At 64.7% G+C, this 24274-nt stretch carries 25 protein-coding genes; 11 read left to right on the forward strand and 14 right to left on the reverse strand.

The genetic code is table 11. The features are described 5' to 3' along the window. Positions 1 to 45 precede the first annotated feature (45 nt). Together AC0KS4_RS12260 and AC0KS4_RS12265 are read right to left on the reverse strand one after the other, a co-directional pair. Positions 46 to 1062: a hypothetical protein gene (locus tag AC0KS4_RS12260; RefSeq protein ID WP_064939856.1), complete on the reverse strand. Its 1017-nt coding sequence runs from the start codon at positions 1060 to 1062 to the stop codon at positions 46 to 48. Beyond that, positions 1059 to 2267 carry a PEP-utilizing enzyme gene (locus AC0KS4_RS12265; protein ID WP_238955968.1) on the reverse strand — a complete coding sequence of 403 codons (1209 nt, stop codon included), beginning with the start codon at positions 2265 to 2267 and terminating at the stop codon, positions 1059 to 1061. The genes AC0KS4_RS12260 and AC0KS4_RS12265 overlap by 4 nt, the downstream gene beginning before the upstream one ends. 629 nt (positions 2268 to 2896) lie before the next feature. Here AC0KS4_RS12265 and AC0KS4_RS12270 point away from each other — a divergent pair. Then, positions 2897 to 3817, forward strand: coding sequence for a TIGR03619 family F420-dependent LLM class oxidoreductase (locus AC0KS4_RS12270; protein WP_238955969.1), 921 nt, complete (start codon positions 2897 to 2899; stop codon positions 3815 to 3817). 24 nt (positions 3818 to 3841) lie between these two features. Here the strand turns inward: AC0KS4_RS12270 and AC0KS4_RS12275 are convergent, their stop codons facing one another. Continuing rightward, positions 3842 to 5032, reverse strand: coding sequence for a cytochrome P450 (locus tag AC0KS4_RS12275; protein WP_238955970.1), 1191 nt, complete (start codon positions 5030 to 5032; stop codon positions 3842 to 3844). 166 nt (positions 5033 to 5198) lie between these two features. Here AC0KS4_RS12275 and AC0KS4_RS12280 point away from each other — a divergent pair, with 166 nt between their 5' ends. Beyond that, complete coding sequence (locus AC0KS4_RS12280; protein WP_014384898.1) at positions 5199 to 5789, forward strand: TetR family transcriptional regulator; 591 nt, start codon at positions 5199 to 5201, stop codon at positions 5787 to 5789. A 6-nt stretch (positions 5790 to 5795) separates the two neighbouring features. Here AC0KS4_RS12280 and AC0KS4_RS12285 read toward each other — a convergent pair whose 3' ends face one another. Both AC0KS4_RS12285 and AC0KS4_RS12290 read right to left on the reverse strand, forming a co-directional pair. Then, on the reverse strand, positions 5796 to 6836 hold the full coding sequence (locus AC0KS4_RS12285) for a spirocyclase AveC family protein (RefSeq protein ID WP_238955971.1): 1041 nt from the start codon (positions 6834 to 6836) through the stop codon (positions 5796 to 5798). 82 nt (positions 6837 to 6918) lie between these two features. Beyond that, entirely contained in the window at positions 6919 to 7776 is an 858-nt protein-coding gene (locus tag AC0KS4_RS12290) for a phosphotransferase (protein WP_238955972.1), read from the reverse strand. 440 nt (positions 7777 to 8216) lie between these two features. Here AC0KS4_RS12290 and AC0KS4_RS12295 point away from each other — a divergent pair, with 440 nt between their 5' ends. Further along, positions 8217 to 9131, forward strand: coding sequence for a spirocyclase AveC family protein (locus AC0KS4_RS12295; protein WP_238955973.1), 915 nt, complete (start codon positions 8217 to 8219; stop codon positions 9129 to 9131). Positions 9132 to 9148: 17 nt separating this feature from the next. Then, entirely contained in the window at positions 9149 to 9301 is a 153-nt protein-coding gene (locus AC0KS4_RS12300; RefSeq protein ID WP_014384902.1) for a DUF7156 family protein, read from the forward strand. Positions 9302 to 9478: 177 nt separating this feature from the next. On the opposite strand, the gene AC0KS4_RS12305 is transcribed toward AC0KS4_RS12300, so the two are convergent. From AC0KS4_RS12305 to AC0KS4_RS12325, 5 genes are read right to left on the reverse strand one after another with little or no spacing between them, the layout of a single operon-like run. Continuing rightward, positions 9479 to 10300, reverse strand: a complete 822-nt coding sequence (locus tag AC0KS4_RS12305) for a mycofactocin-coupled SDR family oxidoreductase (protein ID WP_014384903.1) — start codon at positions 10298 to 10300, stop codon at positions 9479 to 9481. Then, entirely contained in the window at positions 10300 to 11139 is an 840-nt protein-coding gene (locus AC0KS4_RS12310) for an NAD(P)-dependent oxidoreductase (RefSeq protein ID WP_238955974.1), read from the reverse strand. Before AC0KS4_RS12310 ends, AC0KS4_RS12305 begins: the two co-directional genes overlap by 1 nt. Continuing rightward, on the reverse strand, positions 11136 to 11429 hold the full coding sequence (locus tag AC0KS4_RS12315; protein ID WP_238955975.1) for a hypothetical protein: 294 nt from the start codon (positions 11427 to 11429) through the stop codon (positions 11136 to 11138). The genes AC0KS4_RS12310 and AC0KS4_RS12315 overlap by 4 nt, the downstream gene beginning before the upstream one ends. A gap of 7 nt (positions 11430 to 11436) precedes the next feature. Further along, positions 11437 to 12654 (reverse strand): acyl-CoA dehydrogenase family protein, encoded by a 1218-nt coding sequence (locus tag AC0KS4_RS12320; protein ID WP_238955976.1) that lies wholly within the window; start codon positions 12652 to 12654, stop codon positions 11437 to 11439. 1 nt (position 12655) lies between these two features. Next, complete coding sequence (locus tag AC0KS4_RS12325; RefSeq protein ID WP_308193058.1) at positions 12656 to 13861, reverse strand: cytochrome P450; 1206 nt, start codon at positions 13859 to 13861, stop codon at positions 12656 to 12658. A 450-nt stretch (positions 13862 to 14311) separates the two neighbouring features. On the opposite strand from AC0KS4_RS12325, the gene AC0KS4_RS12330 reads away from it, so the two are divergent. The 4 genes from AC0KS4_RS12330 (at position 14312) to AC0KS4_RS12345 (ending at position 17570) form a co-directional block, all read left to right on the forward strand. Further along, positions 14312 to 14440 carry a hypothetical protein gene (locus AC0KS4_RS12330; protein ID WP_275254142.1) on the forward strand — a complete coding sequence of 43 codons (129 nt, stop codon included), beginning with the start codon at positions 14312 to 14314 and terminating at the stop codon, positions 14438 to 14440. Positions 14441 to 14445: 5 nt separating this feature from the next. Then, a complete protein-coding gene (locus AC0KS4_RS12335) occupies positions 14446 to 15183 on the forward strand; it encodes an alpha/beta fold hydrolase (protein WP_238955978.1) in 738 nt (245 codons plus the stop codon). A gap of 49 nt (positions 15184 to 15232) precedes the next feature. Next, positions 15233 to 16072, forward strand: a complete 840-nt coding sequence (locus tag AC0KS4_RS12340) for a thioesterase family protein (protein WP_238955979.1) — start codon at positions 15233 to 15235, stop codon at positions 16070 to 16072. A gap of 586 nt (positions 16073 to 16658) precedes the next feature. Next, on the forward strand, positions 16659 to 17570 hold the full coding sequence (locus tag AC0KS4_RS12345; protein ID WP_238955980.1) for a 3-carboxyethylcatechol 2,3-dioxygenase: 912 nt from the start codon (positions 16659 to 16661) through the stop codon (positions 17568 to 17570). On the opposite strand, the gene AC0KS4_RS12350 is transcribed toward AC0KS4_RS12345, so the two are convergent. Genes AC0KS4_RS12350 through AC0KS4_RS12360 form a run of 3 tightly spaced genes read right to left on the reverse strand, consistent with a single transcriptional unit; the run spans position 17523 to position 19765 of the window. Then, a complete protein-coding gene (locus tag AC0KS4_RS12350) occupies positions 17523 to 18863 on the reverse strand; it encodes a TetR/AcrR family transcriptional regulator (RefSeq protein WP_014384913.1) in 1341 nt (446 codons plus the stop codon). The two genes, AC0KS4_RS12345 and AC0KS4_RS12350, sit on opposite strands and share 48 nt — an antisense overlap. 12 nt (positions 18864 to 18875) lie before the next feature. Further along, positions 18876 to 19331: a MaoC/PaaZ C-terminal domain-containing protein gene (locus tag AC0KS4_RS12355; protein WP_238955981.1), complete on the reverse strand. Its 456-nt coding sequence runs from the start codon at positions 19329 to 19331 to the stop codon at positions 18876 to 18878. Continuing rightward, complete coding sequence (locus AC0KS4_RS12360; protein WP_238955982.1) at positions 19328 to 19765, reverse strand: FAS1-like dehydratase domain-containing protein; 438 nt, start codon at positions 19763 to 19765, stop codon at positions 19328 to 19330. The genes AC0KS4_RS12355 and AC0KS4_RS12360 overlap by 4 nt, the downstream gene beginning before the upstream one ends. Positions 19766 to 19844: 79 nt before the next feature. On the opposite strand from AC0KS4_RS12360, the gene AC0KS4_RS12365 reads away from it, so the two are divergent. The 3 genes from AC0KS4_RS12365 to AC0KS4_RS12375 are packed head-to-tail and all read left to right on the forward strand — an operon-like array spanning position 19845 to position 23110. After that, positions 19845 to 21308, forward strand: a complete 1464-nt coding sequence (locus AC0KS4_RS12365; RefSeq protein ID WP_238955983.1) for an aldehyde dehydrogenase — start codon at positions 19845 to 19847, stop codon at positions 21306 to 21308. A 25-nt stretch (positions 21309 to 21333) separates the two neighbouring features. Further along, on the forward strand, positions 21334 to 22467 hold the full coding sequence (locus AC0KS4_RS12370) for a Zn-dependent alcohol dehydrogenase (RefSeq protein ID WP_238957293.1): 1134 nt from the start codon (positions 21334 to 21336) through the stop codon (positions 22465 to 22467). A gap of 13 nt (positions 22468 to 22480) precedes the next feature. Beyond that, entirely contained in the window at positions 22481 to 23110 is a 630-nt protein-coding gene (locus tag AC0KS4_RS12375) for a cysteine hydrolase family protein (protein WP_238955984.1), read from the forward strand. 5 nt (positions 23111 to 23115) lie between these two features. On the opposite strand, the gene AC0KS4_RS12380 is transcribed toward AC0KS4_RS12375, so the two are convergent. Next, positions 23116 to 24198 carry a Gfo/Idh/MocA family protein gene (locus tag AC0KS4_RS12380; protein ID WP_238955985.1) on the reverse strand — a complete coding sequence of 361 codons (1083 nt, stop codon included), beginning with the start codon at positions 24196 to 24198 and terminating at the stop codon, positions 23116 to 23118. Positions 24199 to 24274 lie beyond the last annotated feature (76 nt).

Raw genomic sequence — 24274 nt, forward strand, 5'->3', positions numbered from 1 at the left:
GACGTCCAGGGTCCTTTGCCACATTATGACAGTCGACTGTCATAGTCAACGACGCGGCGGTGCGGTGAGACTCGACCTCTCGAGGTAGGCGTAGCCGGTCTCCCCGCCCCACGTCAGCTCGGCCCAGCTGACGGTGTAGGCCCGCGCCGGATCCACCAGCCCGTAGGGCAGGCCCTCGGCCATCGACAGCCACAGCGACGAGCAGATGGTGCCCGTGATCGGTTGACCGTCGAGCTTGCAGTTAAATTGCTCACCGTCGCGCTGCAACATCGCCGGTGGCGGGATCTCCTCCAGTTCCACGTGTCGCAGTGAGCCGTGGGTTACCGCGTAAGCACCCTGCAGCGTGGTACGCCCATCTCGGGCCCAGTACCTGCAGAAACCGAATGCGCGGCCGCTGGGCATGGCTCCCCCGGCGATGACGTGGCCGCCCCAGTCGGTGAGGGTGTCGGCACCGCGTGGTCCACGCGAATGATCGCGCCAGCCGCCACCATCGAACAGGAACGTCTCCGATCCTACGGTGACCTCGCCGACGACACGGGTGAGCTGCTCGTAGTGTTCTCTGGCCCAGCTCTGTTCGGCCATTCCCGCGCCCGACTCGGTCAGCGGACTGGCCTCGGCGTCCCACACCGGGGTCACACCGTGCACCTCCAGATCTAGCCGGACGTGGGTCTTAGGCCCGTCGGACAACGGAGCGCTGCGCATCGCGTCATAGGTAGACCGCAGACAGAATCCGTCAAAAGTGATGCGCCACTTGACGAACGGCTCTTCACAGCGGAAGGCCAGGCTGGCTCCTGCGGGCCGGCGCTCGGGCACAGTGCGGTGATACGCCCACATGGACAAGACTCCCTGGTCCGCGGGCAGCGCGATGAGGACACGGTCCTCCCACATCTCCCACATGTCGGCGACGGTGCCCAGATGCAGCCACATGCCGACGTCGTGCACAGGGTCGTAGGGCGTGAACAGCAGATTTTCGGTCCAGCAAGACACCGGCGGGCAAGTGGTCACGACTTGCTCCTTGGCCACGGGCAGACCCGAGGAGAGCGCGCCCGGCTCGACGCTCACTTCTCCACCATGGCCCGAGACCGGACCAGCACCACGATCTCACCGGTGGTCCCGTCCACCCGCACGACGTCGCCGCTGCGTAATGCCCTGGTGCCGTTCCCCGTTCCGACCACGCACGTGATACCGAGCTCGCGCGCGACGATCGCCCCGTGACTGGCGGGACTGCCCATGTCGGTTACCAGGGCACCCGCAAGCGAGACCAAGGCGGTCCAGCCAGGGTCGACGAACTTGCAAACCAGTACCTCGCCGTCGTCGAGGGTGTCGTGAGATTCCGCATCGACCACCACCCTTACGGTGCCTTCGAAGACCCCTGGGCCTGCGGGTGTTCCGTGAACGACGGCATCCGCTGGAGGCGGTTCGCCCGACATCTCGATAGCCTCGGGCATCCCGGTGAAAACCGACGGCACCTCAAGGCGCCGGTACTCCTCGCGCCGGCTTCGACGAAACTCCACCAAATCGCGCACGTTCGCAGGAAGCGGAGCCAGCAGTTCATCCACAGTCAGGTAACAGGCGTCGTCAATCCGATCCAGCGTCCCGGCATCGACCAGCTCAGCACCGAACCCGCCGGCGGCCGCGCGGCATCCATCAACGGCGGTCAGGAATGAGGCCTTGGTCAGTTCCACGGCTCGCACCTGTGCCCCAGTCAATGCCAGCAGCCGGCGCACCAATAGGCGTCTCGCCGGGGGAAGCGTTGAGAGCAAATCGGTCTCGGCGTGCCGGCGCGTCGATGCTGCACGTCCTGCGCGCACCGCTGGGCGGTCGGCCTCGGGCCTGCCGCTGTGGGCGGCGGCAGCACGCAGGACCGCGTCTGGGTCCTCCCGCCATGAATGCCCGATCACATTGCCCTCATTGGGGCCATGGAACCCGTGCCGAGAAAGAAACTCGTCCACCGTAATCCGTCGGTGCCCCAACGACCACACGTCATCGGCCAATTCGGTTTCGATCACGCCGCCGTACCCGGCCAACAATGCGGGCACCAGATCACCACGACCCGCCTTGACGGCGATCGATTCGACCTGTGCGCGACACACATTGAGGATCAGCCGGGTACGGACATGTACCCGCATCGCCGCACTGAACCGGTGCGACGAATCAGTCAGCAGAGTCCGCGGATCGGGCCATCGTCCATTTAGCACGGTTGCCCGCCACCAGTTCATCTGGCGTTGGTGCAAACGGACCGGAGCAGACCGCTCGCGCGCCAGCACCAACGGCGCCTTGACGACGACTGCCGGCAACCGGCGGGGGTCGCTACGGGTCGGAGCCGCATCGGGCCGCACTGCGCCCAACAAGTCGCGTTCGAAGTCGTCACCGGTCATTCCGGGCAGCAATCCGGCGAGTTCGCGGGCGCGATCGACGTTCATCGCTTGTCTGCCAAAGAAGCAGGCGGTGCTCCACTGATTCGGGTCGTCGGGTACCCGAAGTGCCGATGACCCCAGCACGCCGAAGTCGTAGAGGCCGCCGCGGGAAGCGAATTCGACACCGGTCCCCCACAGTGACCAGCACAGCGGGGAGAGGATATCGGGCGTCGCTTCGCCAACGTTCGTCAGAGTCCAGAGGCGATCAGGTTCGCTCCTGCCCCGGATCGGATCGGTTAAGGGCACCGCGGGGCCGGTATGCATGGTTCTCCTGCTCGCATATCTTGACAGTACGCTGTCGTATCCGCATACGAGTATCGCACCAGACTAGCTGCTGTGTCAGCAGATTTGAATCTACGGACGCGGCAGCCCCGTGCTTGACGGGCGACAGTAGACTGTCATAATGAGCGAGTAGCTCGGCCTGGCGTCGGATCATTCAGTCAACGCTCCGCAACGGGCATGAAATCGGAAGGTGCCAGATGAGATTCGCCGTGTACCTACCCAACTGCATGCATGTCGCAGCGATCACGCAGCCGTGGGAACACCAGCTCACCGGCGCTGATATCGCGCGAGCTGCCCAACGCGCCGAGCAGCTGGGCTATTCGATGGTGTTCCTGCCCGAACACTTCCTCACCCCGACGGGTCATGTGGAGTTGTCCGGGGACCACTACTTCGACGCCACCACTGCCCAGGCCTTCGTCGCGGGCGCAACTTCGACGATCACCATTGGGTCGATGGTCACGATCTTGCCGTTGCACAACCCGATCATCGCCGCGAAACAGATCGCAACGTTCGATTGGCTCAGTGGCGGTCGGGCCCAGACCACTGTCGGTGTCGGTTGGCTCAAGGAGGAGTATGACGCGATCGGCGTCCCCTTCTCCCAGCGTGGCCGTATAGCGGACGAGTGTCTTGAGGCGATGTTCGAGTTGTGGCACAGCGATTCGCCAAGCTTTGACGGCGACTTCGTCAAGTTCGACGACATCGCATTCGGGCCCAAACCAATCTCCAAACCCCACCCGACAGTGTGGATGGGTGGGGACGCCGACGCGGTGCTGCGCCGCGCGGCTCGGTTCGGCAACGGCTGGGCGCCATGGCTGACCAAGCCCGACGAGCTGCCCGCCAAGATGGACTACCTACGCTCGCAGCCCGGGTTCGACGACCGGCCGTTCTCCCTGTTCTACAGCCTGGCGGTACTGTCCATCGGTCAGGAGCACACCGTCGTCGACGACCCCAATGCGCATTTTGGCCAGAGCGCCCAGCAGGTCATCGACAACTGCAACATGCTGGCCGAGCGCGGCGTAACGGACACCTGGGTCAACCCGCCCGAGCTGGAGGGGTTGAATGCCTACCTCGACCACATGCAGTGGGTGGCTGAGGAAATCATCCCGAAGGTCGGATGAGTCTTCGCGCCACGACCGTCAGATTTACTGACCCCGCGATGACGGCTTGATGTTCAGCGGAACCGATTGCAGCGACATCGTCCCAGTCGGCCACGGCATCTGTGGCGGCTTGCCTTGAGCCAGAGTGTATTCGGGTATGCGGGAGTGCCATTCCTCGAGGATGAGTCGGAGTTCGAGACGCGCCAGATGCGAACCCAGACACCGGTGCGGTCCACGTCCGAACGCGAAGTGCACAACCTTGCTGTCGAGATGAACCTCATCGGCTTCCTGATACCGCCGCGGATCACGATCGGCGCTGCCATAACTGAGCATGACCGTGGTGTCCTTCGGCACGACCCTGCCCGCCACCTCGACCTCCTCGGTGGTGACACGTGGCGCGAAAGGAACAGGTCCGTCGACGCGCAACATATCCTCGATGAACGCGGGAATGAGCCCGAAGTCGTTCGCGATACGGCGGCGCATCTTGGTGTCGGCCGCGAGCCTGGCCAGAGAAAACCCCACCGCAGAGGTGACGGTGTCGAGCCCGGCCAGCACGAACATGAAACAAAGGCCGAGGATCTCGTTGTCGGACATGCCACCCTCGTCGGTGTCTTGTATCAGCTGGGTGAGCATGTCGTCGCCGGTCGAATCGGCGCGCCGCTCTGCGATGTGCTCGGTTAGATAGGTGAACAGTTCCAGCGCGTGAGCCATCACCTCCGGGGTCGCCTCGGTGCTACTCGGATCGGTGAATTGCAGAATCGCATCCTTCCACTGCACCAGCCGGTCGCGGTCCGCCATGGGTAGCCCGAACAGCGTCAAAAACACCTGGGAAGGAAACGGTGTGGCGAGATCGGGCACCACATCGCACTCGCCGCGCGCGACGATGGCGTCAATCAACTCCCCGGCCTGCCTGCGTAATTCGGACTCACGCTCGGCCATCTTCTTGGGGCTGAAGAACGGATCAAGCATTCGGCGGAACCGGGTGTGATCCGGCGGATCTATCGCGATCGGTACCAGCGGGACCGGGCTTCCCAGGCGGTCGAAAGCTTTTGCCGATGAGAAGATCTCAGGTCGCTTGGCCGCGAACTCGACGGCCTCGGCACTGGTGAGCACGACCTCTTCGCCAGAACTCACCGTCTCGCCGGCCTCCCGCAGTTCCCGCCACGCGCGCGTGCGGTCCTCCGTGAAGGGCAGATCGTTGATGTTCAGCGTTCCGGTAATGCCGAGCTCGGTCATTGAGACCAGATCCTCTCTGCCCGCGCCGGTTAGCGCTCAAATTTCACTATGACAGTGCACTGTCATATATTGGAAGTATCGTTGGTATCACAACGAGTGTCAACGATGTGCCGGCACCCAGAGTCGTTGTACTGTCGAGACACCCAGACTTGAAAGGGGATGGCGGATGGCCCGGGGCGATCGATCACCGCGGGACGCGCATGCGGACCGGATCCGCAATGCTCTGCTGAATTCGGCCCTGAACCTGTTCAGCACCAACGGTTACGACGAGACCACCACGGACCAGATCGCCGAGAGCGTGGGCGTTTCGCCGAGAACCTTCTTCCGCTACTTCCCGACCAAGGAGTCGGTGCTTTTCTTCGGCGAGTACGACTTCATCGACGCCGTGAGCGGGGTCTACCTCGCTCAACCGGACAAGGTGTCAGATTTCGAGGCGTTGGCGAATTCCTTCGCGTTGCTGGCGCCCGGCCTCAAGCGCATCCGTAAAAGGATTGGTCAGTACCACGACGCTGTCGCGTCGTCGCTCGTGCTGCTAGGCCGCGAGCGGAAAAACCATGAGGCCAACGCCGAGACCGTCGCCAAGGTGATCGCCGAGCGACGCCGATTGCCGGCACCCGACACCGAATGCCGGCTCTTGGCGGCCGTCGGCATGCTGCTGGTCGAGCGGGCCCTCAACCAGTGGTTGTCGACACCGGGCCGCTCGCTCGAGGACCTGATCCGCCAGGAGTTCGCCGCTCTGCCCGCGGTGCTGAAGTAGCGCGACCTAGCGATCGCCGAAACGGGTGCCGTCGGGACAGTGTCGAGGTGTGCCTGGTCCGCAAAACTGCGTGCGCAGATAGCTGGGGTAGGTCTGGGTAGGCCCGGCGTAGAAGCCGGCGAGGTTCACCGGCACGTCGTACACACCGATTGCCACCGCGTGCAGAAACCCGGTCACCGCGAGCGCCCTCAGCAGTCCTCTGACCCGTGGTCCGGCCCACCGCAGCGTCTCCACACCCGCCTCCACCCGGACCTGGCCGGCGCGGTTGCGAAAGAACATCAGCGCTCCGCTGGAACTGAGCACCAGCGACCACAAGATGGGTCCGTAGAGCGGTATCTGCATCGTCTGACCCGCCCAGAGCGTGACGCCGGGAATCGACGCCGGATAGCCGAGCAGGCCGTGGCGCACCGCAAAGATCTCGAGCGGAAACTCGATGACGTACACCGCAAGCCAACCGGTGCAGAACGTGCGGACGGGCCCCAGCATCGGCCACCGGCACCGGGCCCGCCCCATGGTCCATCGGGCGATCGAGCCCATGGCCAGCGGCATCCAGATGTAGATCATTCCGATCATCAGCACCGGCTCGGCCATCAATCGACCGTCCGGGCTGAGCCAGCCGGGGATATTTTGCGTCCAGTTACCGAAGTTGACCAGGCCGGCGTTGTAGAACAGCACCGGCTGAAACCAGTTGATCAGGGGGTCGTGCCACCATGCGATCGCCGATCCGATCACGATGGCGGCTTCGACGCAGAGTTGACGTTCGCGCAGGCTTTTGCGGACGACGTAGCCGATGGCGACCAGAGCGAGTAGCGGGCAGACAATCTGGAAGACCGCGATCGCGACCCGGGTGCCGCCCGGGATCGGATCAGGACCCGGACCCACCGGTGATGCGTTCCCGGAGATGATCCATGACACGTAGACGTAGGCGGCAGCGACGACGCACACGGCGCCGACACTCGACCAGAACAGCACTGGCCGAATCGTCTTGATCTGCGGAGGCTCGACGGCCGATGGCTCTGTCCGGCTAGAGGACTTCAGATCCGTCACTTGGTAGCTCCTTCGGCATGACCTAACCAAAGATGACAGTTCACTGTCATAGAGTCAACGTCCGGCATCGGATGCCGGGCTGCTAACGGTACAGCCGGTTCATCAGCGCGGCGGTGTCGAGATCCTCGACGGCCGTGCAGGCCCGCCGGAAGGCAGCGACGGAATTCTGCTGTGCCTGCAGGCCCGGCCAATTGATCGTCATCGCTGTCGCATCCCAGGCTTCTGCGGCGAAAAGGCGGTATAAGTCGAACGCGGTGTCGAACGCCGGTACGTCCTTCACTCCGTGGGCACGCAGACCCTGCAGGTATCGCTCGATGAGATCGCGCTCCACACCGCGACGCATCTCCGGTTCCAGGCCGGTGGTCATCCAGTAGGACACCTCCCGCAGTCCCGGCCCCCGCCAAATCACTTGCCAGTCAAGAAGTCCGGACCGTCCGTCAGCCCAAACGAAGGTGTTGCCCAGATGCGAGTCGCCGTGCAAGAGGGTCAACGGCCCCGACTCGAACTCCCGGTAATAGGCATCTGCATGCGTGTCGAGAGCCGCCGCGACAGCCCGCACGGCAGGCGTCACCTCGGGACGCTCCCGGCGAAGTGCCCCGCGGCGGCCTCGCGAGTAGAACATCTTCAACACGCCGTATCCCGGCCGGGTGCTCCACGTTCGAACCCACGACAGATCCCCTACCAACCGCGGGCTCTCCCAAAATCGGGCATGCAACGTCGCAAAGGCGTCGATCAGTCCCTGCGCGTGGCCGATGTCGCACCTGTCGGCCAATGCGTACGGCCGACCGCCGGCGGCAACGATATCCTCGAGAACGATCAGGAATCGCGCTCCGACCCCGGCACGCGCATACCAGGAGCGCGGGGTGACTCCGCCGAGTTCGTCGGCGGCCTCGTTGTAGAAGCGTGCCTCGTTGACGGCCATCCCCAATGCCGCCACCATCGTGCGGTTCTTTGCAGACAGCGGGGTGCTCTTGAGAAACAGACGGTCGGGCAGTCCCGCTGTCCGACCCGAGTCGTTCCATTCAACCGCCAGGGCGCCGACGGTCTGTCGTACCCGTTGTGCCGTCCAGCGGTGAAATCCGCTGCGCCACAGCACCCGGCGTCGTACTCGCCAGGTGTCTCGTCAACCATTCGGCCGTGACATCCGCCGCTGACGACGGGCCGGATGCGGGCAGCGTCGGCAAGACTGCGGCGACAAGCTCGCCCGCCGCGGTGAGATTCGCTGCCGCCGCGCTGGCACGATGCCGCAGCGTTCGAGTCGTCACGGAGCGGCACCCCCATTGCAGATTCAGGTGACAAACGACATGTAGTGAACTAGGTTACACATGTACCAAAAACGTGTTGGACTCCGCTCCAACACTGGCTCGTTGAGAGGCAACGATGCTGTCAGCCGCTTCGGATCTGGCACCACCCGCGACCGTCGAACCATCCGGCGTGTGGTTCTTCAACTGGGTCATCCCCATCGTCGGGAGCATCTTCATCGTGCTGGCAATAGCCGACGCGATTCGTCGCCGACGCCTGACCTGGGGGTTCCTGTTCCTCTTCAACAGCCTTGCGGTGTATTGGATGGAGACCATCGGCGACTGGGGGCAGATGCTCTTCTACAGTCCGTTGTTTGCACAACACCACGTGCTCGAGTGGCTGCCTGTCAAGACCCCACACGATCCGCTATTCATGCCGTTCGCCTACGCGGTGTACTGGGGCGTACATGCGCTGCTGGTGCTGTGGCTCAGCCAATGGGTTTCCATCCGGTTCGGTTGGAGCATGCTCAAATCGATGGTGATACTTGCGATTCCGGTCAACTACGTCTGGGACTTCGTCGTCGAGGGCACGGCGACGGCGATGGGCTGGTGGACATATGACCCCGGCATCGGGCCCGTGCTCCAATGGGGCAACGGCGGCCGCATCACATTGCTCTGGACGATCGGCATCATGTGTGTCTGGCCCAACCTGATCGCCTACTGGGCCGGCAAACCGCCGATACGTGGCCTCAACCACTTCGAGCGATTCTGCCGATTGGATCGATTCACCGTGCCGAAGGTCATTCCGCCTCCTCCCGGCGACACCGTCGCTGCCGGCTCGGTCGCCGTCGCCACCAGGCAGGTGCAACCGACCAAGCAGCAGGAGTTCGACGCGTGGCTGAACTACGAGGTCACCATCCCGCGCTGGCGGTTCGAATTCCTGCGGCTCGGTGCCTGGTTCGTCGTTTTCCAGGTCAGCTTCTTTGTGTTCCTTGTCGTTCCGCTCCTGGTGATGCGCGCGGCTACCGGCGCCGACAGCCCCTACGTTCCGTGATTTGAAGGGACCTCGATGTGAAAGAGCTACCGGCGGAATTCTTCCTTCCGCCACAGAGCAACGCCGCCCTGTGGCGCGAGACCGTCAAACTGGTCGGAGGATCCTTAACTTTTCTCGTGGTTCTCGGCGTCATCGTGGCGCTCACTCAGGGCATCGTCATCGCGATGTGACGTCGCGGCTGGGGCCACGACCAGCTCCTGGGGCACACGATGGCGACCTGCGCCGCCTTGCCGACGAGCCTTAGTGCCCCTTCCCGGCCAATCCGTTTGCTCCGCGGGTGACGACGAATACCTGTCACCACCGCGACCTCTGGACGCGTCACCGAAGAAGAAAGTGAGGCGAAACACTCAGAACTGCGCCATGCCCTGGTCGACCGACAAACGGGTGGCCGTTACGAAGCGCGACTCGTCAGAGGCCAGCCAACACACCGCGGCCGCAACGTCTTCCGGCTCGCAGGCCCACTGTGGAAGGAACGGCGTCCCCATGTTGTTGAGAGCGGGGTTGGTTTCGATCGCGGCAAACAGCGCGGCGATCATGTCCCCGCCCCCCATCGGCGTGTTGACCGGCCCGGGGTGCACGCTGTTGACCCTGATTTCGTGCTTGCCCAGCTCTGCGGCGAAGGCCCGGGCCATGCCTGTGACGGCATGCTTGCTGGCGGTGTAGTGCACCATGTAGGGCTGCACCTTCACCCCAGCATAGGAGCTGATCAGGATGATCGACCCGCCGCGGCCACCGTCGATGATCCGTTGCGCACCGGCCATCACGGTGTTCCACGTACCCGTCACATTGACGTCGATGATGTCGCGAAACGCTTCTGGGGTGATCTCGTTCCATGGCGACGGGATGCAGATCCCGGCGTTGGCCACGATGACGTCCAATCGCCCGTAGGCTTCGACGCCCTCGTTCACAGTGGTTCGTAGCGCGTCCAGATCGCGGATGTCCGTGGCGGTAGCCAAGATTCGGCTACCTTTCGCTTTGACCAACTCCACGGTCTCGGCGAGGTCGTCTGCGGTTGCCGATGGGTAACGCACTGATTCGGGCAACGGGCCGGCGAGGTCGACGGCGATGATGTCGGCCCCTTCTTCAGCCATCCGCACCGCGTGTGCGCGGCCCTGGCCCCTGGCGGCACCGGTGATGAATGCGACCTTGCCCGCGAGTCGACCCGTCATCAGGGTGTTGCTCCGGTCGCTGAGTCGACGGCGTCGAGCTCCAGCGGACCCTCCCGTACAGCGGTGCCCAGCAACCCGAGTTCCACGCCCACCTCGGCGGCGGCCTCGCGGCATGCCGCGATGTCCTTGCGCAGGAACGGTCCGGCCAGCTCGGCGAACCGGTCCATCCCGCCGATGCGGTGGGCGTGGGCGGCCGCATGACTGTTGGCGCTACACACCCGCAGCGTGGACAACAGCACGTCGGAATCGACGCCCAGCCGGCCACCCAGTTGGGTTGCGGCTGCCAGGAGTTGAGCGTTGGCGGCGAACAACAGGTTGTTGATCAGCTTGAGCGCCAACGCGCTGCCCAGCACACCGGTCGGCACCACCGGGTCGGCGTAGGCGGCCAGGATCGGCGTCACGGCGGAGACCGCGTCGCCCGGCCCCCCGATCAGCACCGTCAACGTACCCGCGGCGATGTCGTCCGCGGTCCCGCTGACCGGGGCGTCGAGGATAATCGGCGCCGTGGGAGAACCGTCCGACAACGCCTCGAGCGTGGCCAGTGTGCCTGTCGTATGAGACACGAACACCGAGCCCGGCTTCGCGTTGGCGATGAAACCGCCTGGCCCGACGCCGGTTTCGCGCAGCTGCGCGTCGGAGAACAGGCATGAGATGAGGAAGTCGCTGCCGCGCGCCAGGCCGGCCACCGAATCGGCGATCGCTGCACCCTTCGCCTCCAGTCGTTGGCGGGCCTCCTCGCGCCGGGCGTAGACCAGCACCTCGTGGCCGGCGCCGAGCAACCGCTCGACCATGGGTTCTCCGAGTTGTCCGGCGCCGAGGAATCCGACGGTATTGGTCATTGCTCTCCTCTAAGCGTCGGCGGATACGGCGCCGCCGAGCGGCCACCGCTCCCGACGTGATCCACTGCGACGACGAACCCGGAGTCGGCCAGGTGCTCGCCAAAGCTGTACCCGGGGTAGCCGTCGATGTCAATGTGCCAGTAGTGCTTGTCGTATGTACCCCCGGCGAGACAGAGCAGCACGCCACGCACGTCGGCAGGATGCCGAGGCAGAAACCGCCATGCCTCCTGAGTCAGTTCCTCATCGGACCCGACGCCTCTGGTGACGTCGAACGTCAACGAACGTCGCATGCGCGCGCTAACCCGTCACATCTCGGCCGATCAGCTGTCGGGCGATCACCCACTGCAGCACTTCGTTTGCGCCCTCGAAGATCTCGAGAATCTTCGCATCCCGGTAGAGCTCTTCGAGCCGGAACGTCTCACCCGTCTCCGACACCTTGCGAGCGAACCCATACCCGCCGTAGACCTGGATCGCGTCACGGGCCAGGTCGGCGGCCAGCCGGGTGGCGAACGACTTGGCCATCGACGCCTCAGGCTCGGCGTGACGCTCACCGCTATCGACTCGCAGCGCTGCTTTCTGATACAAGTTTCGCGCGCACTCGAGCTCAGTGGCACGTTCGGCGAGCCGGTATTGCCAATGTTGCATCGCACCAAGGGGCTTGCCGAATACATGGCGCGTGCGCATCCGCTCGACCGCCAGATCGAGGGCAGCCTGCGCGACGCCCACTCCAGCAGCGGCGATACCGATGCGGCCGTAGGTCAGCGTGGCAAGGGCGACCGACAATCCGTTGCCCGGCTCCCCCAGCACATTCGCGCGCGGGACGACGACTTGGTCGAAGACGATGTCCGCGGTGAGCTGGCCGCGGTGTCCCATCTTCAGGTCGGGCGTGCCGATTCTTATGCCGGGGCTGTTCTTCAGATCGATGGCGAGCATCGTCATGCCTCGCCCGCTGCGACACAGCACCGCGACCCAGGCGGCCACTGGACTATTGGTGATCCAGCGCTTTCGCCCGGTCACCACGAAACCGTCGGAGGTCTCCTCGGCGACCGTCTGCATCGCCTCGACGGACAAATCGCTGCTGGCGTCGGGTTCGGTTGTGGCGAAGGCGAAGACGAGGTCACCGCTGACGAGTCCAGGAACGAGCTTTGCCTGCAACTCGCTCGAGCCGAACGACAACGCCTTTGGCACCAGGATGCACTGGCCGTCGTACACGCCCGCCATGCTGCTGCTGTGATAGGCGATCTCCTCGGTCGCCGTGCAGGTACCGAGCAAGGGGTACTGCAGCCCACGGCCGAATTCCGGGCCGAACGGGATCGCGAAGACGCCCTCGTCGGCAAGTCCGCGAAAAGCCTTCCATGGAAAGCTGTCCGCGGTCTCTTCGCGCTGGCCTATCTCAGCGGCGTGGGGTGCGACGGCCTTCTCGACGGCGAGTCGGACTTCTGCTCGCAGTTCGACGATTTCTGCGGGAAGCCCGATGTCGTGCCAGATCCTGTCCTGTGCGCGTGGCACGCTCACGTCACTGCCACGTCAGGTTCAGTGAATCCAGACCGAATATCTGGCCGCCATGCTCTTTCGCCTGCTCGGCCAGTTCGTAGTCTGGAATGCGTTTGTGCCACTCCTCGAGAATCACCACCATCTCCTGGCGGGCCAAGTGCGAACCGAGGCATCGGTGCGGCCCACCGCCGAAGGACAGGTGACGGGTGACGCCGCGGTCCAGGTCGACTCGGCGCGCGTCTGGGTACACCGTCTCGTCGCGACCGGCGAGAGCCAACGGGAACGACGCCATATCGCCCGCCTTGACTGGGCACCCATGGAAGTCCATGTCCTGGGTCGCTTTCCGCGCCGTCTGCACGATGGGATAGGCCCGCAACATCTCCTCGACCGCCTTCGGAATGAGCTCCGGTTCGGCGAGGATCCTGGCGCGGTCGGTTGGATGACTGGCCAGGTGCAGCATCGCGTAAGACAGCTGGTTGGAAACCGTGTCAAGCCCGGCCATGAACAGCAGCAGGAGGCAGTTAAGTAGCTCCAGGTCGTTGATCGGCTCACCATCGATGGCCCAGTCGATGGCCTTGCTGACGATGTCGTCGGCGTCGGGGTCACGGTTCTCGCGCCGCTGCTGAATCAGGTCCGAGAAGTAGCCCATCACGTGCGTCATGCCTTCGAGCCGCGCGGCGTTGACCTCTTCGCCCACCCCGCTCTGATGCAGGATGATGTCCTCCCATGCCAGGAACTTCTCGAGATCGTCGATAGGCATGCCCATGATCGTCAGGAAGACCGTCGACGGAAACACGCGCGAGATCTGGGCGACGAAGTCGCAGCAGCCCTCGCCAATCAGCCCATCGATCAGTTCCCCTGCCAGTCTTTGCTGCTCCTCGCGCAATCCTTTAACGCGCCCGGGTGAGAAATACTCTCCTAGCAGATGGCGCCACTTGGTATGGTCGGGCGGGTCGAGCATGACGGGAATCCACTTGTACGGCGGATCCGGTTCGGTTGGCACGATGACACTGCTCGACCAGAGCTCCGGGTGCTGGAGTCCGTCGTGGATCACCGAGTTCTCGGTGAACACCCAGTAATCCATGCCGACCTCGGTATTACGGAATGCCGGACGCGCGTCCTCTTGACATTCGTCTAGCCGGCGGAAGTGGGTCAGCGCGGGACTACCGGCCGTGTTCATCTCCAACTCTTTGACGGGACAGACTGCGCTGGGCTGACTCTCGATCATGTCGTCCTTCTGTGCTGCCGTGCTCGAGGGGACACCAGGTCCGTGGTGGGAACCCGTCGACGTGCCCTCCGCTGAGCGGTGTGGCAGCCAGCTGACTGCCAGATTCAACTGGGTGTCGCCGGGCCGGCGGCACCCGACGCATAGAACTAGGTTAACTATGTCACTGTCCGGTGCACAAGCCCCGAGCTTGTTCGTCTACTGGCTCTGCACCCACGAGCTGGATTCCACCTTCGTTTTGATGCGCCGAGGCGCCATAATCAGCTATACATTTATATGTTCCCTACGACTACGCACGCTCGGTAACCCGGTAGAGACGTTGTGTGATGCATCCGAGGTGTCCGCCGGATCGAATTTTGAGGAGCGTCCCTGATCGAGCAGACCGACCTGGCCACCGTCGAATTTCACGTCGATGACCATCTGGCGACCGCGGCGCTGAACCGTCCCGAGCGGGTGAACGGCTTCACCCGGCAGATGGCGGCCGCCATCGCCGCCCGCGACGACACGTCCGACGCCCACATCGGCAACGCGGGTGCCAATCCCGATTCGCTCAACAACAAGAAGCGACCACGAACGCGGTGACGAAGATGCCACTCCCCGATCTCGTCCTCGTCCACGGCGGTGAGCATGCCGGTGATTGCTGGAATCTCGTCGTCGCCGAATTGCACCGCCAGGCACCGGAACTGCGCACCCTGGCCGTGGATCTCCCCGGCCGCGGCCGCACGCCCGGAGACCTCACATCTGCCACCATCGCCAAGTGGGTCGACTCCGTCGTGGCCGACATCGAGCGGGAGGGGTTTGGCGACATCGTAATCGTCGGCCACTCGATGGCCGGGGTGACGGTGCCCGGTGTCGTCACCAAACTCGGGCCCTCCCGGGTGCGGGAGATGATCCTGGCCGCCGCGTTCGTACCGCCGCAGGGCCTGTCCATCGCGGACACGTTGCGCGGTCCATTGGCCGTCTTCGCGCGGCAGGCCGCGAAGGGCGGCCGACCGATGAAGATTCCACGCCTCGTATCCCGATATGCGTTCTGCAACGGCATGACTCGCGAACAACGTCGCCTTACGATGGCGCTGCTGTCTGCCGAGTCGCCGAAGATCCCCGGCGAGCCGGTAGATCGCAGCGAAATGCCCGACGACGTGCCGCGCACCTGGATACTGACTACTCGCGACCGGGCGCTCTCACAGACGTCGCAACACGCCAGCATGGCCGCGCTCGGCGGCGTGCAGGAGGTCATCCCGATCGCTGCCTGCCACGAATTGATGTTCAGCCACCCGGAGCGGCTGGCGGAGATCCTCCTCGCCCGATGCCGACTGCGGAGCTGAAAACATTTGCGGCGCCAGGCGACCGCTCGACGAGAGGTATCAAATTAATATGACCGTGGACTCGGCCGGCTCTATGCCCGCGTGCTTCTTCGTCACCAACGGCCGAGACTATGTGCCAACTCCTTTAGCGAGAGGGCCGTGGGGTCCTTCCCTGAGTGGTAACTACATCGGTGGACTACTCGGGCGTGCGGTCGAGCAACATGTCGATGACATCGATCTGCAACCCGCCCGGCTGACGGTGGACCTACTCAGGCCGGTGGCACTGCAGGCCGTACAGGTGCATTCGTCGGTGGTGCGCGACGGCCGAAGACTTCGGCTGGTCGACGCGGTCATGACTCAGAACGACGCCACCGTGGCACGGGCCAGTGCTCTGTACCTTCGTCGCAGTGAGTTGGCCGTGGACAAGGTGTGGACGTGGCCTGTTGCGATGCCTCCAGTCCCCGCCGAGCCCGACGTCGTGCCCGACGACCTGCCCCTCTTGTTGCATGCGTACGGTCGCGATCCGGTTGCTGGCAGTCCGGGTGTCGGCGTCACCGAGTGGAGACACAACGGGCAGAAGTTCGCGTGGGTTCGGGAGACGAAGACGCTCGTCGATGACGAGCCGCTGTCACCCTTCACTCGCGCAGTCATGGCCGGTGACGTCACCAGTTCGCTAACCCACTGGGGCGTTGCGGGACTACAGTTCATCAACGCCGACTACACGATCTCGCTCAGTCGCTTGCCCAAAGGCGTCTACATAGGACTGGCATCGGTAACGCACTACGACCATGAGGGCGTTGCCACCGGCGTCGCGACGTTGTTCGACGAACTGGGGCCCATCGGCAGCGGGCTGGCCACGGCGTTGGCGAATGGCGGGTTCTCGCCGCCGATGTCGATGGTGTCGACTTGACTCGCGCCCGTTCCCTTTGGTGTGGGAACTGCCGAGGTTGTTCTTGCGTGGATGGTCAATCCGTTGTCGGCGACACGCGTTCCCGATCCAAGGGGGCAGTTCACTGTCACAATGCCAACGGTACGGCGATGTCTGACAATCGTGTCACACTGTCTACCGACGATATTTCGCAATATTCTCCTGGCAGAACTTGCTGTTTCGTGCAAGGAGCTCTGGCCGATGTTGCAGGGTGTTGTCTATATCTGACGGTGATGGCACACTTTGGGGAGTAACCAGGTCATCAGTTTTCCCACAGGGCGCACGGATCGGAATCGAGGTCGGATTGACCACCGACGAACTTCCCAAGGTTTCCACCGATCTTCCGCAAGTCCCGGGGCAGGCGGTGCCGCTTGAGCGCAAGGATCGACGCCGATAGGTGCATGGGCCATGGCATGTGTTTATACATTGGCGCCCAACGTATTCGAGTATGACGACGTGGGTAGGGCCACGTGATTGGAGATGGTGAGGTGCCGCAGGAGCACCCCGATGAAGCAGGCAACGGTGCCGCGAACTGCCCTGAGGGCGCGATATGGACGGGCTGACTTCAATGACTTCGAGTCGGTTGGTGGTCTGCGCGAGCCACAGCCCGGGCAAGGAGCGCGACGTCGAGAAGGCGTTCGGGCCCGTATTCCGCTCGGCCCTGGCGACCGCTGCAGATGCGGTGAACAGCTTCGACCCCGACATCGTCATCGTGTTCGGTGGCGATCACCGCCGCGCATTCACCACTGTGGTACCCACGTTCGGGGTTGCACTGTCCGCTTCGATCATCGCGGAGGGCGGCCATCCCGCAGGCGAATTGGCGGTGCCGGCGGCGTTGGCACGCGCGCTGTGCGAGCACTTGCTCAGTGAGGCATTTGACGTCGCGGTGTGTCGCGACGTCAAACTGGATCATGCTTTCGCACAGCCGATTCGGGATCTGTTGGGCACTCTACATGCCAAGCCTGTCATTCCGATTGCGGTGAATTGCGCGACTGCCCCGCTGCCGACCGGTCGGCGAGTCGCCGACTTCGGCGCGGCGGTCGGGCGTTTCCTCGACACGGTGAATCAGCGGGTGCTGCTCATCGGCACCGGCGGTCTGTCCCATTCGCCACCAAGCCTAGAAGTCGACACCTACCAACTCAGCGACGACGAGCGGGCGCGAATCATCGCGGCGGGAATGGCAGATGCGCGCAACAAGATACGGCCGGACTGGGATGCCGAGGTGCTGCAGGCGATGTCGACCTGGGACGCCGCGACGCTGATTCGACTCGTGGACTCCGCGCACACGCGGGCAGGTGCCGGCGCCAACGAGGTCAGGACCTGGGTCGCCGCCGGTGCCGCCGGTGGCGGTAGGCCAGTCAACCCTCTGGCCTACGAGCCGGTTCCGGAATGGATCACAGGGATGGCCGTCGCCGCGTCCGCCCCCGGTGCGTTAGGTCGTGTGACCGAAGAACCCGCGCTGAAGACAGCTGATCAATAGCTCGACCAGACCGTCGCCGTCAATGGGCTCCGGCAGATCCAACGCCGCCTGCGGCACCCGGGTGACGAGCGCGCGCAAGATCAGCGCCGAAACCAATGGATCGAACGGGTATGGACCAGGTCGACGAATCAGCATTCTCGCCGCGCCGAGGTCCATCAGGACCTGGCCGTGCTCACCGATGCCGACGATCGTTGGGTCGTCGGTGGCAGCCTCCGCCCACGCCTCGATGCAGCCGGAATACCGGTCGTAGAACTCGACGTAGGTGGCTAGCCAGTGTCGCAGAGTCGGCCCTTCCGTGATTGGGTCGACGTGCGAAATTCTATCTGCGAAAGCCTTTCCGGCCCCGTAGATCTCAGCCGCCACGGCGGCGAGCAGATCCTGCTTGTCACTGAAGTACTTGTAAAACGTGCCTCGCGCGACGTCGGCGGCCTCCACGATGTCGTCGACGCTGGTGCTGCGGTAGCCGCGAGCGCGGAACTGAGCCGCACCGGCTTCGGCCAGCGCCGTGACCGTGGCGACGGCCCGCTTGCTGAGACTGGCGGTGCGTTCGCTGATCGAAAGTCCCTCGACCGTCGGTTCGTCTGGCAGCTCGACGGCGTCCACGTCTGCGGCCGGGTTGGTGCTGCCGTGTAGCCGCAGCGAGGTCAACACCGCAGGCGGCGTGTCGGGGAACAACATCAGCTGCAGGAAGACCGAGAGCGTGTCGACCGCATCTTTCGCAGTACGGCCGTAGGCGCGGTTGGTGTGCACGAACAGGTTGATGCGGTGCACGAGTGCGGTCATCGTCATGGCCGCCACTTCCTGGTCGAGGCCTCGCAGGCCCGACGCGCCGAGCCGCTCGGCGACGCGGTGGTTGTAGCTGCGCACGAATCGGGTGATCTCCGGGCGCACCTTGGTGTCCGAGGAGGCGATGGCCGTCCACTGCACGAACATCGTGGAGTACTTGTCGAATACCCAGCTCCACTCCCCGAGCCACCAGTTCAGGTTGTCGAATCCCACCTCGTCCGGCCCGAGCGGCCCGATGCGGCGAGCCACTCGGAACAACGCGCTCCCGCATTCATTGAGCAACTCAAGGAAGATCTCGTCCTTGCCCTTGAAGTACTGGTACAGGGTGGCCCGGGACACTCCGGCACCTTTGGCGATCGCATCGACGGAGGTGTCGAAGTACCCGAGTCGGCCGAACAACTCCAGGGAAACCTCGGTGATCTTGCTCCTCGTGCTGGCCCCGCGGGCACCGATGGCGGGGCTGGACGGGCCGTAACTGGCCCGGCGGACGATCGAGGCTTCGGACATGATCGGTTAAGCCTATGGCCGATCCGCGTTCGACGTGGCACTCGGTGGCGCGTTTCGCGGTATGAGGAATTGTGCGGAACCGGTGATTGCGACCCCGCCGGTCTGGCGGGTGACGGTCAACTCGACAGACAGGCGGTCAGCGTCCCCCTCCTCGCAGATCTCGGTGACGGTGCCCGCGCACGTCAGTACGTCACCCGGCCAGACCTGTTCGCGGAATCTGACCCCGAAACGGCGCACGTTGCCCGCGCCCATCCAATCGGTCGCAAATCCCGCGAGCAGCGCTGCCGAGAACATTCCCTGCGCGAACACCGACGGGTATCCGGCGGACCGCGCGAGTTCGTCGTCGTAATGCATGGGGTTCAGGTCCCCGGACGCCCCCGCATAGCGGACGAACATCTGACGGGTGAGCGGACCGAATTCGCGTGGTGGGGCCTCCGCGCCGACCCGCAAGGCAGTTGTGGCCGTCACTTCTCGGCCGCCGTTTCGATGAACGTCGCCTTCGCCTCGGCAACCAATGCTCCTGCGGCATCCCGGTATTCGGTTACTACAGTGGCGAAGCGCATCGTGCCGCCGCGCTTACCCGGCTTTTCGAACCGGCCGACCACCCGCTCCTGAGCGGTGAGCACGTCGCCCGCAGCGGGCAGGTCGCCATAGAAGGCGTACTCCTGTTCGCCGTGTAGCAGGCGCTTGCGGTCGAAGCCCACGCTGACCCGCACACCGGGCGGCGCCCACCGGGCGGCGCTGGTGAGGAACGTGGGCGGAATGATCGCGTCGGGGCCGCGGTAGGCAGGCTCGTCGCTCAGCATGGCCTCGGCGAACTCGGCGATCTTGCCGCGCTCGACGACGACCTCCCAGGGCTGTCCGTGGCCCAGATCGGCGTCGCCTTCGAACGGTGCAGTCATAGTGACCAATAGTGTCAGAAAAAGTACCGGAAGGAAACCGATAGGGCGTCTACAGCACAAATGAGCCGCTTGTCGAAAGATGACATTGGTGCCAGAATCGGTCTTCATGGTCGAGTTGGCGGCAACCTACGTCGCAGGCAAATGGATCACGGGTGCCCCCGCCGAGACGATCGACGTGACGTCCCCGGCCAGCGGCGAGGTGCTGGGGACCGTCAGTGTCGCCGGGCGAGACGACGTCGACGCCGCCGTTGCAGCCGCTCGCGCTGCCCTGCCCGCATGGGCCGCCACCTCTCCCGCCGAGCGCGGCGCCGCACTCGGCCGGTTGGCCGATGCGCTCGAGGCGCGCAAGGGTGAACTGGCCGACCTGACGACCGCCGAGATCGGATCACCGCGATCCTGGAGCACCTTCGGTCAGGTGATCACCGCCGTCGGCGTGCTAAAGGCCTATGCCTCCATCACCGCCGACTATCCCTTCTTCGCCACCCGTCCCTCGATGACGGGCGGGACGGTCGAGGTGCGCCACGTACCCGTCGGGGTGGTCGGCGCGATCGTGCCATGGAACACGCCGTTGTTCATCGCCGCGTTGAAGCTCGGCCCCGCACTGGCCGCAGGGTGCACGGTGGTCTTGAAACCGGCACCCGACGCACCGCTGGAATTCGCCGCGCTGACCGACGCGATCGAACAGGCCGGAATCCCCGACGGCGTGGTCAACGTCGTCAACGGCGGTGCCGCCACGGGCGAGCTGCTCACCGAGCATCCGGGAGTCGACAAGGTCAGCTTCACCGGATCGACGGCAGTGGGTGCGCGGATCGCCGCGTCGTGCGGGTCTCGCATCCGCCGATACAGCCTCGAACTGGGTGGTAAGTCCGCGGCCATCGTCCTGCCCGACGCGGAGCTGGAGAGCGCGGTGCCCGGATTGGTCAGCGGCGTGATGGGAAACAATGGCCAGCTCTGCGCGGCCCTGACGCGAATCCTGTTGCCGCGCAGCCGCTACGGCGAATACGTGACGGCGTTGACCGATGCGGTCGCCGGCCTCACCGTAGGAGATCCGGCCGACCGGTCCACCGACATCGGACCGGTGATCAACGAGGCGGCTCGCGACAAGGCGGAGGGCTTCCTGCGGCGTGCGCGAGAAGACGGCGCCACGATCCTGGTGGGCGGCGAACGGCCGGACCGCCCAGGCTGGTACGTCGCCCCGGCGCTCGTCGCGGCGACCAACGACATGGAGATCGCCCGCGAGGAGGTCTTTGGTCCGGTCGCGGTCGTCATCGCCTATGACGACGTTGGCGACGATATCGCCGCCGAAGCGGTTGCCATCGCCAACGACTCTCGCTACGGACTTGTCGGTGCGGTGTGGTCGTCCGACGCGGCGCGTGCGTCGGCGGTTGCGACACGGCTCGAGGTCGGATCGGTGGCGGTCAACTCGACAGCCGTGCTGGACTTCGCCAGCCCGTTCGGCGGGTTCAAGCAATCCGGCATCGGCCGCGAAGGCGGTCCCGAGGGCATCGCCGGCTTCATCGAATATCAGGCCATCATCCGTTGAGGACAGAAAGGGCGTGCCCATGAGCATGCAGACCCAGGCGGCGGTCCTGTACGAGCGCAACACGCCGTGGACGATCGAGACCATCGAGCTCGACGCGCCGAAGGCGACCGAGGTACTGGTCGAACTTCATGCATCAGGTATGTGCCATTCCGACGACCACCTCGTCACTGGTGACATGCCGATCGCCCTGCCCTGCATCGGTGGGCACGAGGGTGCCGGCGTGGTCAAGGCCGTCGGCGATCATGTGTCGTGGCTCGCTCCTGGCGACCACGTGGTGTTCAGCTTCATTCCATCCTGCGGCCGGTGCCCGTCGTGTTCGACCGGTCATCAGAGCCTGTGCGATCTTGGCGCAAAGATCTACTCCGGCATGCAGATTCACGACGGAACCGCCCGCCACCATATCGGCGACAAGGACCTCGCGTTAGCCTGCGGCGTCGGTTCGTTCTCGCATCACACCGTGGTCCACGAGGCGAGCTGCGTCAAGATCCCGGAGCACTACCGACTCGACCTCGCCTGCCTGCTCGGCTGCGGCTTCATCACCGGATGGGGATCGGCGGTGTACGCCGCCGACGTACGGCCGGGAGACACCGTGGCCGTCGCCGGCGTCGGCGGCATAGGCGCAGCGGCGGTCCAGGGCGCCCGGCTCGCGGGTGCGCGCACCATAACCGTGATCGACCCGTCGGAGTACAAGCGGGAAGAAGCGGCGAAGATGGGTGCGACCCACACGGTGGCGGACTGGCAGGAGGCGAAAGCCGTTGTCGCCGAGGCCACCTGGAACCGCGGCGTGGACAAGTTCATCTGCGCGATGGGCGTCGGCGACGGCCAGCTGGTCGGCCAGGCCCTCGCGATGACGGCCAAGCGGGGCAGGCTGGTGGTCACCAACATCCATCCGATGTTGGAGCGCGAGATCCGGGCCAATTTGATGGACCTGACACTGACCGAGAAGCAGATCATCGGAACGCTGTACGGCTCGGGCAATCCGCGCGCCGACATCCCCAAGATTCTCGAGTTGTACAGCGCCGGCCAGGTGGACCTCGACACCATGGTCACCCGAACGTATCCATTGGAGAAGGTCAACGACGGCTACGCCGACATGCACTCGGGAGCCAACATCCGCGGCGTCCTGCTCTACCCGCCGGCGGAGCCGTCAGCGGGCTGACCGCGGTACGCGCATGCAATTGTCTGACCTGATCCCCCGCCGAGGCACGGCCGTCATCATTTCCGAGATGCAGCGCGGCATCGTCGGCGACCTGGCGCCAGAGGCAATGCGTGAGCTCTCGGGTGCGGTCGCTGCCGCGCGACTACCAACGAGGCTAGCTGAATTCTGCGCCCAGGCACGCGAACTCGACGTGCCGGTCATTCATGCCACCCTGCAGTTCCGGGCCAATCACGTCGGCGTCCGGATCAATACTCCGCTACTGGCCGCGACGCTCGGACACGACGCAAGCTACATGGCGGAGGGCAGTCCCGCGGCCGAGATCATCGCTGAATTGGCGCCCTTAGAACCCGACGTCGTGCATGCGCGCCGACATGGCATGTCCGCATTTACCGGCACCGACCTCGACGCCATCCTGCGCAGCCTCGACATCGAGTCGCTCGTGATCGGCGGGGTGTCGGTGAACGAGGCAATCATCGGCATGGCCATCGAGGCGGTCAATCTCGGGTACCGCGTCGCCGTGCTCAGCGACGGAGTATCAGGGCTCCCAGCGGAATTCGTCGACGCCATGCTCCGCCATTCGCTCCGGCTACTCGGTCCCACACCGACGACCCGGGACGTACTCGCCGCCTGGCGCAACTGCTAGGGACCTCAGGCCTGCACGGGCTCCCAGCCGCCCCCCTCGGAGGAGCGGTGCGCGGCGTCGATCACTGCGAGTGACAGGAGTCCATCCTCGAAGGTGGCAGCTTCGCTCGGACCCCCGTCGAACGCGGGCAGCCAGTCCTGCAGCATCAGCGCCATCGCCCGGCTGGCATGGCCCGCCAGCCCCCCGGGGAGCCGCTCGGGATGCGCAGGCTCGCGGTCGTCGACAGTCAGCGGGCTCAGCCCGTCGTCAGCCGCGGCGCCGAGATGATATGCCGCGGAACGCAAGTCGCCGTCACCGATGATGGTGCCGTCGGAGCCGAAGAGTTCCAGGCGGTAGTGGTCGGCGTGGGCGCCCATCACCGAAACACTCAGGACAGCGGTTACCCCGGACTCCATGCGCATCAGCAGCGCCGCGGTGTCGTCGGCGGTGACGCGCAGCGTCCCACCGTCGGGCAGCTCACGAGTGGGGTCACTGGTGCGCACCTCCGCGCACACCGACACCGGCCGACCGAGCAAGCTGCACAGGAAGTCGAGATCGTGCACCAACATGCCCGCCAGGTATCCGCCGCCCTGCTCACGGTCGTACATCCAGTGAGCCTGCAGGGGATGGCTCGGATGCCAATACGACGCGCTGCGGCTCACGCGCGCGAGGTACTGCGTGCCCAGGAAGCCGGAACGCACTCGGTCCGCGACGGCCAACCAGTCTGGGTTCCACCGGTTCTCGAAGCAACAGGCGGTGGGCACGTTGGCCTCGGCGGCGGCGCGCACCATGTCACGGGCCGCATCCAGGTCACCGGCAAGCGGCTTTTCGCACAGCACGGGCTTACCTGCGGCCAGCGCGGCCAGCGTCATGTCGTGGTGCAGGGTCGTCGGCGTCGCGACCGAGATGACGTCGAGGTCGTCTCGCGTAACGAACGACTTCCAATCGGTCGAGGTCTCTTCGATGCCAAGCTTGGTGGCCACCCGTTCGAGGCGCTCCGGAGTGCGTGCGCAGAGTGCCACGGCTTCGAAACCCTTGGCCGCCCGGAATCCCGGCACCTGCACATGGGCACCCCAGCCGACGCCGATGATGCCGACCCGTAATGTCATCTGCACTCCCCAATCTTGCCGTCGGCCGGTTCGGTGCGCCCGGACCCAGTAGTGACGCTAATGTTAGATGACTCCT

This window comes from Mycobacterium sp. NTMscope_MAC_12 (assembly GCF_976985675.1).